This is a genomic window from Pseudomonas sp. AIG, from assembly GCF_977020205.1.
In genome coordinates, this window is the sequence record NZ_CDROCK010000026.1 from 20708 (window position 1) to 32772 (window position 12065).

At 61.7% G+C, this 12065-nt stretch carries 11 protein-coding genes; 5 read left to right on the forward strand and 6 right to left on the reverse strand.

Features of this window, described 5'->3' with window-relative positions; genetic code table 11:
* Positions 1-62: 62 nt before the first annotated feature.
* Positions 63-1790 (reverse strand): ShlB/FhaC/HecB family hemolysin secretion/activation protein, encoded by a 1728-nt coding sequence (locus ACWR1S_RS16025; protein WP_454564185.1) that lies wholly within the window; start codon positions 1788-1790, stop codon positions 63-65.
* A gap of 108 nt (positions 1791-1898) precedes the next feature.
* The gene (locus ACWR1S_RS16030; protein WP_454564186.1) at positions 1899-3032 is read right to left on the reverse strand and encodes an MFS transporter; all 1134 of its coding nucleotides are present in this window, start codon (positions 3030-3032) and stop codon (positions 1899-1901) included.
* Between the two features lie 98 nt (positions 3033-3130).
* Between ACWR1S_RS16030 and ACWR1S_RS16035 the strand changes: the two genes are divergently transcribed.
* The 3 genes from ACWR1S_RS16035 to ACWR1S_RS16045 all read left to right on the forward strand — a co-directional run bounded on the left by ACWR1S_RS16035 (position 3131) and on the right by ACWR1S_RS16045 (position 6690).
* Positions 3131-3895: an AraC family transcriptional regulator gene (locus ACWR1S_RS16035; RefSeq protein ID WP_454564187.1), complete on the forward strand. Its 765-nt coding sequence runs from the start codon at positions 3131-3133 to the stop codon at positions 3893-3895.
* 96 nt (positions 3896-3991) lie between these two features.
* Positions 3992-5101 (forward strand): HlyD family secretion protein, encoded by a 1110-nt coding sequence (locus ACWR1S_RS16040; protein WP_454564188.1) that lies wholly within the window; start codon positions 3992-3994, stop codon positions 5099-5101.
* Positions 5098-6690, forward strand: coding sequence for a DHA2 family efflux MFS transporter permease subunit (locus ACWR1S_RS16045; RefSeq protein ID WP_454564189.1), 1593 nt, complete (start codon positions 5098-5100; stop codon positions 6688-6690). Before ACWR1S_RS16040 ends, ACWR1S_RS16045 begins: the two co-directional genes overlap by 4 nt.
* Before the next feature lie 49 nt (positions 6691-6739).
* Here the strand turns inward: ACWR1S_RS16045 and ACWR1S_RS16050 are convergent, their stop codons facing one another.
* Positions 6740-7180, reverse strand: a complete 441-nt coding sequence (locus tag ACWR1S_RS16050; RefSeq protein ID WP_454564190.1) for a carboxymuconolactone decarboxylase family protein — start codon at positions 7178-7180, stop codon at positions 6740-6742.
* 188 nt (positions 7181-7368) lie between these two features.
* Between ACWR1S_RS16050 and ACWR1S_RS16055 the strand changes: the two genes are divergently transcribed.
* The gene (locus ACWR1S_RS16055; protein WP_034156378.1) at positions 7369-7668 is read left to right on the forward strand and encodes a hypothetical protein; all 300 of its coding nucleotides are present in this window, start codon (positions 7369-7371) and stop codon (positions 7666-7668) included.
* Between the two features lie 186 nt (positions 7669-7854).
* Here ACWR1S_RS16055 and ACWR1S_RS16060 read toward each other — a convergent pair whose 3' ends face one another.
* The 3 genes from ACWR1S_RS16060 to ACWR1S_RS16070 form a co-directional block, all read right to left on the reverse strand.
* Positions 7855-9426 (reverse strand): sensor domain-containing diguanylate cyclase, encoded by a 1572-nt coding sequence (locus tag ACWR1S_RS16060; protein ID WP_454564191.1) that lies wholly within the window; start codon positions 9424-9426, stop codon positions 7855-7857.
* A 105-nt stretch (positions 9427-9531) separates the two neighbouring features.
* The gene (locus ACWR1S_RS16065; protein WP_454564192.1) at positions 9532-10377 is read right to left on the reverse strand and encodes an aldolase; all 846 of its coding nucleotides are present in this window, start codon (positions 10375-10377) and stop codon (positions 9532-9534) included.
* A gap of 15 nt (positions 10378-10392) precedes the next feature.
* Entirely contained in the window at positions 10393-11097 is a 705-nt protein-coding gene (locus ACWR1S_RS16070; protein ID WP_454564193.1) for a haloacid dehalogenase type II, read from the reverse strand.
* 109 nt (positions 11098-11206) lie between these two features.
* On the opposite strand from ACWR1S_RS16070, the gene ACWR1S_RS16075 reads away from it, so the two are divergent.
* On the forward strand, positions 11207-12064 hold the full coding sequence (locus tag ACWR1S_RS16075; protein WP_454564194.1) for a LysR substrate-binding domain-containing protein: 858 nt from the start codon (positions 11207-11209) through the stop codon (positions 12062-12064).
* Position 12065: the final 1 nt, after the last annotated feature.

The window sequence follows — 12065 nt, forward strand, 5'->3', positions numbered from 1 at the left end:
GCGTTTAGTCTTGGCCGTGGCTGACGCGCTCAGATCCGACGGCTGTTTATTCACTGCGTTGCTCAGATTTGCAGGCCCACGCGCATCAGCCAGGTTTCAGGCTCGTGCTGCAGACCGTTCGGGGTGTTGAGGGCGCGCTGGTAATCGACGTCGACTTGCAGATTCTTCCAGCCCAGATTCAGGCCGACACTGGCGCCACTCAGGCGTTGTCCCTGCGCGCCGTGATCGGCCTTGATCCAGCCGTGGTCGAGGCCCACACGCGGGGTGATCTGCAGCGGCCACTCGATGCGCATCGGCAGGCGCAAGGTGTTGCGCCAGATCGCGCCGCTGGCGCCGGAGGCACTGCTGACCCGATAACCGCGCACCGCCGAATCGTCGGTGCCGAGCAACTGTTCGATGGCCGGCAGCGGGTCCGGGCTGTACTGCACATTGAGTTGGCTCTGCCACTGCCACGCCTGCGCGCCGAACTGACCGTTGCGCCATTGGCTGAGGCCGGCGCGGTACTTGCGAAACTGCGCCTTGGGCAGGTTGTTGATCTGCTGCTGAGAATCGTCGTCGGCGCCCAACCAGCGCAGGCCCTGGGCGTAATTGACGTCGAGGTTCCACACCGCGCGGTCGAGCCAGAACAGATTGAGCCCGGCTTCAGCCACGGTCAGGGTCGGGCTTTGAATGCCGAGGCGAACGTCTTGCAGATAGCTGTCGACATCCTTGTGCGCCAGTTGCAGGTTGGCGCTGAGCTGACGGCTCTGGTCGCGCCACAACACGCGGTCGGCGCGCAGGCTGACCTGGTCGGTGATGCCGGTGCTGTGGAAGGTCACGCTCGGCAGTTTGAACGGCGCGCGATATTCGGCATGGCTGGCGAACACGCTGTAGGTCCAGTAGCCGTAGGGGATCGCGTAGTACAGGCTGGCGTTGCGGCTGTAGCGGTCGCCCTGATTCAGGGTGTCGCTGGCGCTGAGGCTCAACAAGTCGTTGAGTTGCAACGGGCTGTCGAGACTGAGGCTGACGGTGTCGCGATCACGTCCGGTGCTGGCGCTGCCGAGGTTGTCGAGACCGGCATTCAGGGCCCAGCGTGAATGCGCGGACGTGCGCGAACGCAGGATGATCCGCGAGGCGCCGGGCTGGCTGCCGGGGGCGATGTCGGCGGTGAGATCGATCGAGCGCAGGCGATTCAGTTGATCGAGGCCCTGCTCCAGATCACGCAGGTTCAACGGCTCGCCGAGCATTCCCGGGAACGCGCCACCCAACGAAACCGGCAGACTTTGATCGGCCAGTTCGATGGACTCGATGTAGCCTTCGTCAACGCGGATATCCAGCGACTGCCCCGCTGCCGGTGCGCTGACCAGATAGGGACGGCTGGCGATATAGCCCTTCTCGACGTAGATCGCGGTGATGGTCGCGAGCAAATGATTGATCTGGCCGACGCCCATGCACGACGCCAGCAACGGTTTGATCCGCGCGTTGAGTGTGTCGCTGTCGATCAACGTGACGCCGCCGATGCGCGTACCGCTCAACGGCCAGCAGCGCTCATCGGGAGTCACGGTTTGCGGCATGGCCGGAGTGACCGGCGCCGGGCCGAACGCGCCACGCTCCAATTGCCGTTTTCTCTGCTCAAGTTGCAACTGTTGCAAATCGCGCTGTTGCTGTTGTTGCTGACGCAGCACTTCCTGACCCGGCGCGACAGGTTCGGCGGCTTCAATCGAGGAGGCACACACACTCAACACAAAGGCCGACAGCAGCGGGCAACGCGTGGAACAACGACGAAAAACAGCGCGAAACGGAAACGGCACGCAACTTCCTTGCGATCATAAAATGGCGTAATGCCATGTCATCAATGATCGTGATAGTCGGAGCCATCCCACACAAAAGCAAGACGCTTCCTACAGCGCTTACATTTCTTAAACAATTGCTTTGCCTGGCTTTATGGTCAGCAGCAAAGCCACAGTGCTGCACGCTATCAGGGTTTCCCCGAGGGCTTGAAACCAGCCCGCGAGCATCAGCCCCGCGCCGATCAGCAGGTAATACAGCAAGCCCAACAACGCCCCGGCGGTGCCCAGTCGATCAGCGTAATTGGCCAGCGCCGACCCGAGTACATTCGGGATCGCCAGGCCAAACGCCAACACCACCAGCAGCATCGGCAGGACGAACGCGACACTGCCCTGCAGCGCCCACACACCCATACCACCGAGTAACGCAATGCCACCCGCGAGGCGAATCAACTGCAACGGGTTGTACCCGGCCGTCAATAAACGCCGATTGAGCCATGCTCCAAAACCTGAGCCCAGCGCGAGGATCACGCCGCTGTAACCGAACACACTGGCGTTCACCCCCAGCCGCTGAAACATGAACGGGGCGAGACTGTAATAACTGAACAACGCCACGTTGAACGAGGCGATCCACAGCGCCGAGCGCCAAATATTCAGATCCCGCAGCATGCGCCCGAGGGTGGCGAGCAGAGCAACCTGCAAGGTTGGCTGTGGCCGGGTTTCCGCCAGGGTGTACCAACTCCACAACCACAGCAGCGTTGCCAGCAACAGCAACGCGCCAAGCACACCGCGATAACCGAAGGCCTGAACCAGACTGGCGCCGCTGAACAAGCCAATCGCCGGACTGGCCGCCAGCGCGATGCCCACCAACGAAAACACCTGGGCCAGTTCGGCGCCCTTGAAGCGGTCGCGTAACACGGTTTGCGTAACCACCGAGCCCACCGCCGCACCGAACGCCGCCAGCATCTGCGCCAACAACAAGCCGTTAAAACTGCTGACCCGCAGGCCTAAAAGCGTGGCAATTGCATAGATGGCCAGGCCCGCCAGCATCGCCGGGCGCCGACCGATGCGATCACACAAACGTCCCCACACCACCACCCCGACGGCAAACGCGAGGAAATACACGGATAACGTCTGCGCCGCTGCTTGCGGGTCGACGTTGAACACACGCCCGATATCACCGAGCGCCGGGCTGTACAGGGTTTGCGCGATCTGCGGAAACATCAGCAACGCAATCGCCAGCCACAGGAAATGTCTGTTGTTCATGCTTCATCACTCCTCGTATAAACCGCCGAGGAGTTTAAGAATCGGTGAGTGACGTATTATCGAAACCCTGCCAACTAATCGCTGAAATCGGACAACCCATGGCCTGGCTCGATGCCCACGCAACCTTTGACGCTGATCGCTTTCAGGCGCCGGTGATCGGCATCGCCTCGACCCTGGGCGATCACGACTCCGGGCTGCACCGTCATCAACGCGGGCAACTGCTGTACACGCGACAGGGCTGCACACGGATTACCCTCGCGCAGCAACTGTGTCTGCTGCCGCCGTCGCGGGCGGCGTGGATTCCGCCGGGTGTCAGCCATCGTGCGGTGATGCAGCAAAGCGTCGACTACCGCTCGATCTATCTGATCCCCGAACTGTGCGCCGAGCTGCCGCAGCAGGTCTGCGTGATTGCAGTCAGCCCGTTGTTGCGTGCGGTGCTGGAACCGATGGCGCTGGCCGATTTCGCCACCGATTGGCAGCAGGGCAAATTCGCCCACCTGCTCGGCCTGTGCCTGAGCGAGATCACTGAAGCGACGCAGCAACCGATGTTGTTGCCGTTACCTCAGGACAAGCGCTTGGCGCCACTGCTGAAAACGCCCCAGCATCTGCCGCCGGAGCTGCAAGTGCTGGAACAGCAGATCGGCGCCAGCAGCCGCACCATCGGGCGAATCTTCCAGCGCGAAACCGGCATGAGTTATCAGCAATGGCGCCAGCAGTGGCGCCTGATGCGCGCGATGGAACTGCTCGCCACCGGACGCAGCTTGAGTTACTGCGCTTTTGAATCGGGTTTTGCCAGCGACAGCGCCTTTATCGCCTTCTTCAAATCCATGACCGGCAGTACACCGGGCCACTGGCTCAAATGAGCAACTGACGATCGGCGGCAGAAATCATTTGCGACTAAATATTACCTGCGTCATATTACAGCCGTAATAACGAACCGTTTACGCAGGTGATCCGCCATGACCAGCATGCCCACCCTCGAACCTGTTGTGGTGAAGACCAAGCCGCCCCTGTTTAAACGTCTGTTGCTTCCCGGCGCTGGTTTGCTCGCGTTGATCTTTGCCGGTGTCTACGCCGTGCACTGGTGGGGCGCCGGGCGTTTTCTCGAAGAGACCGACGATGCCTATATTGGTGGCGATGTCACAGTGATCGGGCCGAAAGTCGCAGGTTACATCGATGAAGTGCTGGTCAGCGACAACCAGCATGTAAAGGCCGGCGATGTGTTGATCCGCCTCGACGCCCGCGACTATCGTGCCAACCTCGCCAAGGCCGAAGGTGCCGTTGCCGCCGAAGAAGCGCTGCTGGCCAACCTCGACGCCACCGAACAACTGCAACAAGCGGTGATCGGCCAGGCCCGCGCCGGCATCGACGCCGCCGGCGCAGAAACCGCGCGTTCGCGCGATGACAACGCACGCTACAAACGCTTGGTGACCACCAATGCTGTGTCCGTGGAAAGCGCACAACGCGCCGACGCCACCTTCAAAACCGCACAAGCGCTGAGCGCCCGCGCCCAGGCCGAACTGCTCGCCGCGCAACGCCAACTGGCGGTGATCGACACGCAGAAACAACAAGCCCGCGCCGCCCTCCAGCAAGCGCGCGCCGAACGCGATCTGGCGCAACTGAACCTTGGCTACACCGAACTGCGCGCGCCGGTTGATGGAGTGATCGGTAACCGCCGCGCACGGGTTGGCGCCTATGCCCAGGCCGGTTCGCAACAATTGTCCGTGGTGCCGGCCAGCGGCTTGTGGGTCGATGCCAACTTCAAGGAAGACCAATTGGCGCGGATGAAACCCGGCCAGCGCGTGAGCATCCGCGCCGACGTGCTGTCCGGTCAGGAATTCCACGGTCGCCTCGACAGCCTCGCCCCCGCGACCGGCTCACAATTCAGCGTGCTGCCGCCGGAAAACGCCACCGGCAACTTCACCAAAATCGTCCAGCGCGTACCGGTGCGCATCCTCCTCGACCCGGCTGACGGCGTGCTCGGGCACTTGCGTCCGGGCCTGTCGGTAACGGCGCAAGTTGACACCCGCGCACAACCGGAAACCAGCGCCGTGGCCGTCGCGCCATGAGCACCGCCCTCGCCGCTCCTGCACAGCCATTCAACGCGGCAGACATGGCGACCGCGACCAAGGTGTTTGCCTTCGCGACGATGTGCATCGGCATGTTCATCGCGTTGCTCGATATCCAGATTGTCTCGGCGTCGCTGCGCGATATTGGCGGCGGACTGTCTGCCGGCACCGACGAAACCGCGTGGGTGCAGACCAGTTACCTGATCGCCGAAATCATCGTGATTCCGCTGTCGGGCTGGCTCTCGCGCGTGTTCTCGACGCGCTGGTTGTTCTGCGCTTCGGCAGTCGGTTTCACCCTCGCCAGCCTGCTCTGCGGCGTGGCCTGGAACATCCAGAGCATGATTGCTTTTCGCGCGCTGCAAGGTTTTCTCGGCGGCTCGATGATCCCGCTGGTGTTCACCACGGCGTTCTTTTTCTTCACCGGCAAACAACGGGTGATCGCCGCCGCGACCATCGGTGCGGTCGCGTCCTTGGCGCCGACAATGGGGCCGGTGATCGGTGGCTGGATCACTGATATTTCCTCGTGGCACTGGTTGTTCTACATCAACCTGGTGCCGGGGATTTTCGTTGCCGTGGCGGTGCCGATGCTGGTGAAGATCGACCAGCCGGAACTGTCCCTGCTCAAAGGCGCGGACTATCTGAGCATGGTGTTTCTCGCGCTGTTTCTCGGCTGTCTGGAATACACCCTCGAAGAAGGCCCGCGCTGGAACTGGTTCAGCGACCAGACCATTCTGACTACCGCGTGGATCAGTGGCTTGGCAGGATTGGCATTCATTGGCCGCACATTGCACGTGGCCAATCCGATCGTCGATCTGCGCGCCTTGAAGGATCGCAATTTCGCCCTCGGTTGCTTCTTTTCGTTCGTCACCGGCATTGGCCTGTTCGCCACGATTTATCTGACGCCGCTGTTCCTCGGCCGCGTACGCGGCTACAGCGCGCTGGACATTGGTCTGGCGGTTTTCTCCACTGGCGTGTTCCAGATCATGGCGATTCCGCTGTATGCCTTTCTGGCCAATCGCGTCGATCTGCGCTGGATCATGATGGTCGGTCTGGGTTTGTTTGCGGTGTCGATGTGGGAGTTCAGCCCGATCACCCACGACTGGGGCGCGGGGCAGTTGATGCTGCCGCAAGCGTTGCGCGGGATTGCCCAGCAACTGGCGGTGCCGCCAGCAGTGACGTTGACCTTGGGAGGGTTGGCGCCGGCACGTTTGAAGCATGCGTCGGGCCTGTTCAATCTGATGCGCAATCTCGGCGGTGCGATTGGCATTGCGGCGTGCGCGACCATTCTCAATGACCGCACCAACCTGCACTTCATGCGGTTGGCCGAGCATCTGAACAGCAGCAATGAAGCGATGAATCAGTGGCTGTCGCAGGTCGGCGGCAACCTGGCGAATCTGGGCCAGAGCGGCGACGTCGGTGTCACCGCCAGCCTGCGCCAGTTGTGGCTGCTGACCTACCGCGAGGCGCAGACACAAACTTACGGCGACACCTTTTTGATGATCGGGGCGTGCTTCGTCATCGCCACCGCGATGGTGCCCTTGATGCGCAAGGTGCAACCACCGGCGGCGCCGAGTGCGGATGGGCATTGATGCCTATTTTTGCAGACATCCACTCCTACAGGGATTTGTGTGTGTTTACTCAGGCTTGTGGGGTTTTGCGGAAACCGACGGCCAGACGGTTCCAGCTGTTGATGGTGCTGATCGCTACGGTCAGGTCGACCATTTCTTTCGGCGTGAACTGCGCCGCGACCACTTCGTAATCTTCATCCGGCGCGTGGGTCAGGCTCAGTTGCGTCAGCGATTCAGTCCACAGCAACGCAGCGCGTTCACGGTCGCTGAAGAACGGCGCTTCACGCCAGGCAGTCACCGCGAACAAACGACGTGGGGTTTCACCGCCCTTGATCGCATCGGTGGTGTGCATGTCGATGCAGAACGCGCAGCCGTTGATCTGCGAAGCACGCAGTTTGACCAGTTCGATCAAGGTCTTTTCCAGCGGCAGTTTGGAAACGGCGGTTTCCAGGGCGATCATCGCTTTCAGGGCGTCTGGGGAGGCGGTGTAAAAATCGGTACGAGGTTTCATGGTGGCTTCGGGCAGCAAGTGAATGTGTGGCTACGTTAGTCCTCGTACCGGGTTCGGCAAATAGCCAATATTCGGGAAGATCAGGAGGCCACTTCGGTTTTCTCGGCTGACCGCTCGTCAGCCGATCGGCACCAAGGCTTCTGCGCGTCAGACCAATATCAGGTACAGGCCCTTTCTGGAGACGGATCATGATCACGCGCAAACTTACTTCGTTATTGCTCGCAGGACTGCTGGCTACCGCATCGGCCGCCAGCTTCGCCGCCAACGACGGCGCTGACGCCACCGGCACCAAATCCGGCGGTGCGACCAGCACGACCATGCCACCGGACAACACGCCGGGCGCACCTTCCGGTGGTAGCGGTTCCTCGGGCACGGGTTCCGGGACTGGCACTAATGGTGGGGCTAGCGGTTCGGGCTCGGGGGCTGGCGGCGGCACCGGTTCGGCCGGTGGCGGGACGGGGGGTGCGGGCGGTGGCACTGGCGGCTGAACGAACAAGAGCCACCCGTGGTGAAGACCCTTGATTGTTTGGGTATTCACATAACCTTGGCCTGATGAAAATCCCTGTGGGAGCGAGCTTGCTCGCGAAGGCGGTAGATCAGCCAACATTTTCATCGCCTGACACTGCGCTTTCGCGAGCAAGCTCGCTCCCACAGGGGTTGTGTCAGCGTTTGGGTTAGCGGTCGGAGCGCATCAACTCGGCCAGGCCGCTGTCCAGCGACAACACCGCCGCGCGATTGCGCCCGGCATTTTTTGCCTGATACAGCGCCGCATCCGCGCGCTGGATAAACACTTCCGGGCTGTCATTGCCACTCGGGATAAACGAATAACAGCCCAGACTCACCGTCAGATACCCGGTCGGCGAGCCGCTGTGGATGATGTGTTTGTCGATCACACTACGACGAATCTGCCCGGCAATCGCCAGCGCGCCATTGATGTCGGTGTCCGGCAGCAGCACCGCAAATTCCTCACCGCCGTAGCGTACCGCCAGATCAGACTTGCGCTGACAGCACGTCCTCAACACCTGAGCAACCTGGGTCAGACAATGGTCGCCGGCGACGTGACCATAGGCATCGTTGTAACGCTTGAAGAAATCGATATCGAGCATGATCAGGCTGACCGGGCTGACCTGCCGCGCGCCACGGGCGAATTCGATCTCCAGCGAACGCTCGAACAAGCGTCGGTTGGCCAACCCGGTCAGGCTGTCGTGGGTCGCAATCTGCTCCAGTGCACGCTGGGCCTTGCGCAGATTTTTTTCGATGCGTTCGCCGTCGCGCACCTGATGAATGAACACCCAGCCAAACAGACCGACGCCGAGAATCACCAGCGCCACAATCACACTCGACTGGAACGCGCGCTCGTGCCAGCCCTTGAGAATCGTGTCGCGCGACGTCGCCGCCGAGACCACCAACGGGTATGCCGACAAGCGTCGATAACCGTACAAACGCACCACGCCATCGACCACCGAATTGATCATCGCAGTGCCGGCCGCCGCCTCGGGCAGCAACGTGCGATAAATCCGCCCTTGCGCCAGCGACGTGCCGATCAGGTTTTCATCAAACGGCCGACGGGCGAGCAACGTGCCGTCGCTCAAACCGAGAAACATGATGCCTTGGTCATCGAGGCTGAAGCTTTCAAAAAACCGGTCGAAGTACGACATCTTGATCCCGGCCAGCAGCACACCCTGAAAATTACCGGCGTGATCATTGATGCGTTTGGAGATCGGGATGATCCACTCGCCGTTCTCGCGACTGCGAATCGCCGGGCCGATGTGCGCCAGCGTCGAGGCGTTCTGCTGGTGAAACTTGAAGTACTCGCGGTCCGCCACGCCATTGCCACGCGGCAGATCGGCGAACGAGGTAATCACCCACTGGCCCTGCGCATCGAAGAGAAACATGCCGTGCAACTGATCGAGTTGCTGCACCCGCCGGGCAAAGGTTCTCTGCAAGCGCGGCTTTTGCGCAGTGCCGTAGCCGTCGTCCTGAATCCAGTCGACCAGGCTGGTCATCACCAGATCGGCGGCGAGAAAGGTGTCCTCGGCCTGCTGCGCCATGGCCCGGGTCAGGTTGCTCGACGCCACTTTCGCCACCGCCAGATCCTGGCGCCGCGACTGCTCCAGTTGCAGGTACAGCAAACCGGACAGGCACAACCCCACCGCAACGATAAACAGCGCTGCCGCTTTGCGCAGCGGCAGGCGTTTAAGGGTGCCTCCGGGGGCCTGATGCGGATCGTGAATGGGGATAGGCAAAAGCAAGTCCTGGGCAGGTACGGCAAGGGCGCCAGCGGGGAAACCCTTATGTTTGTGAGCGTAGCCCACCGGAATCTACGGGGCAAACGCCCCGGTCCCGCCCAGTTATATCGGCGCGCAACGAGATTGGATGATCGCTGTTCGCCGATTTATTTTCGATTGCCTCTTTAGGGTTAGTCCGTTGTGAAGGGCCAGTCGCCGCATCGCACTGTGCAAGTGGGCCCGCGCACTTTGCGCATCGCCCTCGCGCATCTGCTCATAGGCCCGTTGCGCAATGGCGTGGGGCACCGGTTTCAGCTCGCGTTGCGTGGCCATCGCCAGCAGTTGCACGTGGGCGGCGCGCTCCAGGTAATAGAGGTCGTCCCAGGCTTCGGCGATGGTCGGCGCGGCAACGATCACGCCGTGGTTTTTCAGGAACAGAATGTCGGCGTCGCCCATGACCCCGGCGATGCGGTCGCCCTCGGATTCGTCCAGCGCCAGGCCGTTGTAGTCCTCGTCCACCGCCGTGCGCCCGTAGAACTTCAGCGCGGTCTGCCCCAGCCACAACAGCGGCGGCCCTTGCAGCAGACACAGCGCCGTAGCGTGAGGCATGTGGGTGTGGAAGGCGACTTTCACTCGCGGCAGTTGTTTATGCAGACGCGCATGAATGTAAAACGCCGTGGCTTCCGGCTGGCCTTCGCCTTCAACCACATTGCCGTCGAAGTCGCAGACCAGCAGATTCTGCGCGGTCACTTCGGCAAACGCATAGCCGTAGGGATTGACCAGAAACAGATTGTCATGCCCCGGCAGCATCGCCGAAAAGTGATTGCAGATGCCCTCCTCCAACCCATGCAGCGCGGCCAGTTGAAAACACGCTGCGAGTTCGTTGCGAGCGGTGATGATCGCGTCCGTGTCGAGGTTCAGCGCTGTCGGGCGTGAGGCCCGCGCACTGGCAGTCAGGGTGTGAGCCATGACGACTCTCCGTGATTACCAACCGAGGGATTTGAACAGCGGCAGCACTTGATCAAGGCTGCTGAGGATCGCGTCAGGGCGATAGTCCGCCAGCAACTGGCGACCGGTGCCGCGATCGATCCACACGCAGCGAAAGCCCATGTCCCGCGCCGCCGTGTGGTCGAGCATCGGGCTGGCGCAGATGTGCACCACCTCTGCGCGGCTGACGCCCAACTGCTCATGAGCGTAGTCGAACAGGCGCGGCGCCGGTTTGTAGGCGCCGGCCTGTTGTGCGGTGATCACCCGGTCAATGTAGCCGGCGAGTTGCGCGACGTTGCCGGCAATGATCTCGTCGTCGGTGTTGGAGACGATGCACAGTTTGAAACCCATGGTTTTCAATTCACGCAGGGTCTCGACCACCTCGGCAAACGGCGGCATTTTCGGGATGGCGGCGGCCAGACGCTGGCTGTCGTCGGGCAGGCTGGGCAAGCCCAATTCTTCCAGGGCCATTTGCAGGCCGAGGGTGCTCAGCTCTCGGAAAGAGCGGTGTGGCGGCGTTTGTTCGAGGCGATGTTCATGGCGATCATAGACTTCGATCAGGTGCCCGACGTCGACCTGATGCTCGCCCTTCTCGCTGAGGATTTCGCCGACCACCGCTTTGAGGCCTTCGTCCCATTGAATCAACGTGCCGTAGCAATCGAAGGTCAGCCACTGCGGGCGTGGTGTGTGAGTCAGTGTCATTGGTTGAATCCTCCGTGGTGAGGACTTCAGCTTATGAGCGCCCGGTGATAGTGTGAAATTAAATAAATAGCCAATCGTCAGTTGAAAAACCACTATCGAGAGCACCGCCATGCTGGATCTGGAACTGCTGAAAACCTTTGTCTGCGTGGTCGACGAAGGCAGCTTCACCCGCGCCGCCGATCGCGTGCATCGCACCCAGTCGACGGTCAGCCAGCAGGTGCGCAAACTCGAAGAGCTGGTCGGCCACGCCCTGCTGCTGCGCGACCGAACCGGATTGAATGTCGCCGTCACCGAACACGGCGAACTGCTGATCCACTACGCACGGCGTTTACTGGCGCTGTCCGCCGAAGCCACCGAAGCCCTGGCCAGCGACCTCGACCTGGAAATCCTGCGTATCGGCATGCCAGAAGACTTCGACGCGCGGCGCATGGCACTGATCCTCGCCGGCTTCACCCGCAGCCATCCGCAAGCGCGGCTGGAAACCCTCAGCGGCATGAGCCTCGACCTGCGCCAGCATCTGGATGCCGGCGACATCGACATCGCCCTGATCAAACGCGAACCCGACAGCGGCCCGGCGTGGGCGACCTGGCCGGAGCGACTGGTGTGGGTCAAAGGTGCGGAGTTTGATTCGTCCACTGGCGTGCTCCCGCTGGCGCTGTTTCCGCAGGGTTGCCTGTATCGGCAGCGGGCCATTCGTTTGCTCGATGTTGCCCAGCGCCCTTGGCGGGTGGCGTTCGGCAGCCACAGCCTGACCGGGATTCAAGCGGCAGTGGCGTCGGGGTTGGGGGTGTCCGTGCTGCCGGTGTCGGCGGTGTTGCCTGAGCATCAGGTGTGTACGGATTTGCCGGAACTGGCGCCGACGGAATTGGCGTTGGTTAGCCGTGATGGGGTTTTGAGCGGGTTGCAGCGCGGTCTGGTGGAGTTTTTGCGTGGGGAGTTGGGGGTGGATGCGGGGGGATTTGCCTGAA

Bases quoted from the DNA above. Each gene is read 5' to 3' on its own strand.
- ACWR1S_RS16045 (WP_454564189.1), top strand. From the start codon at position 5,098: ATGAGCACCGCCCTCGCCGCTCCTGCACAGCCATTCAACGCGGCAGAC.
- ACWR1S_RS16040 (WP_454564188.1), top strand. From the start codon at position 3,992: ATGACCAGCATGCCCACCCTCGAACCTGTTGTGGTGAAGACCAAGCCG.
- ACWR1S_RS16050 (WP_454564190.1), bottom strand. From the start codon at position 7,180: ATGAAACCTCGTACCGATTTTTACACCGCCTCCCCAGACGCCCTGAAA.
- ACWR1S_RS16030 (WP_454564186.1), bottom strand. From the start codon at position 3,032: ATGAACAACAGACATTTCCTGTGGCTGGCGATTGCGTTGCTGATGTTT.
- ACWR1S_RS16075 (WP_454564194.1), top strand. From the start codon at position 11,207: ATGCTGGATCTGGAACTGCTGAAAACCTTTGTCTGCGTGGTCGACGAA.
- ACWR1S_RS16065 (WP_454564192.1), bottom strand. From the start codon at position 10,377: ATGGCTCACACCCTGACTGCCAGTGCGCGGGCCTCACGCCCGACAGCG.
- ACWR1S_RS16035 (WP_454564187.1), top strand. From the start codon at position 3,131: ATGGCCTGGCTCGATGCCCACGCAACCTTTGACGCTGATCGCTTTCAG.
- ACWR1S_RS16070 (WP_454564193.1), bottom strand. From the start codon at position 11,097: ATGACACTGACTCACACACCACGCCCGCAGTGGCTGACCTTCGATTGC.
- ACWR1S_RS16055 (WP_034156378.1), top strand. From the start codon at position 7,369: ATGATCACGCGCAAACTTACTTCGTTATTGCTCGCAGGACTGCTGGCT.